The 859-nt window shown below is 36.8% G+C and carries 1 pseudogene; it reads right to left on the bottom strand.

The window, feature by feature from the left end:
* Positions 1 to 302, bottom strand: a pseudogene (locus ACFINC_RS10205) (autotransporter outer membrane beta-barrel domain-containing protein); the annotation flags it as partial.
* Between the last annotated feature and the right edge of the window lie 557 nt (positions 303 to 859).

Genomic DNA, 859 nt, shown 5'->3' with positions numbered 1-859 from the left:
GTCCAAACGCCTTTTCCGGAAGGACCATTAGCATTCGAAACACCGTTAATGATTATAGCCTTTCCCTCAATGAGCGTATTTTCCCCGGCAGCCTCTAAAGCTGCATCATAACTTTCACCCGTGAGTTGATAAGTTTTCCCAGAAATTTCATGCGTTTTCCCATCGTTACAGTGATAAAATGAAGCACTTTCGTTACATAAATATTGCTTCTTCTGAGAAGAAACATCATCGGCATCAGCATTGTATACAAAGAAAAAAATAACTGTTGTAAAACGACATAAAGAGAGATGATTTTTGAGCATAATTTTCTACAAACTTTCTTCCCCTTCTCTAAAAATAAAAAAAACACGCGTTCTATTGAATAACTTTGGCTACACGTGATAATTTAAAATACGTTTTGTGTTTTATATAACTACTCCACACTTTGTGTAAAGCCATAATCTACAAACATAACAATTTAAAATTGTGTTATTTATAAAATAACGCGTAAAAATAGAGAAAATTATAGCCCCCAAAGCAGTGATCTCAAGAGAATTTGTAAATTGACACAAAAAGAGATGATGTATTGCCTCACAACTTTATGTTTCTCGCGTTCTCTAAGAGAGTCACAACCATCACGAAGAACCAAACGCCCCAAACAGAATATAGATATTTTGCCAATACACATGCTTGTTTGAAAGACACATCTCTCAACGCATCGAAGCTCATTTCGCGATAGCGCCCCTTGGAAGGATATAATGGTCAATTCATTGAGCATTCCATCTTTACACTGATGAATAAGTAAGCGGATATATCCCCCACGTTACCAACCCTAAAATGTTGGGACAGCCCTTGGACCTTTGAGGCGATTCATGAAAAG

This window comes from Bartonella sp. AP58NXGY (assembly GCF_042195785.1).
Classification (GTDB): Bacteria; Pseudomonadota; Alphaproteobacteria; order Rhizobiales; family Rhizobiaceae; genus Bartonella.
The sequence above is the reverse complement of the archived record's forward strand: the minus strand, read 5'-3'. Positions and strand labels throughout refer to the sequence as shown.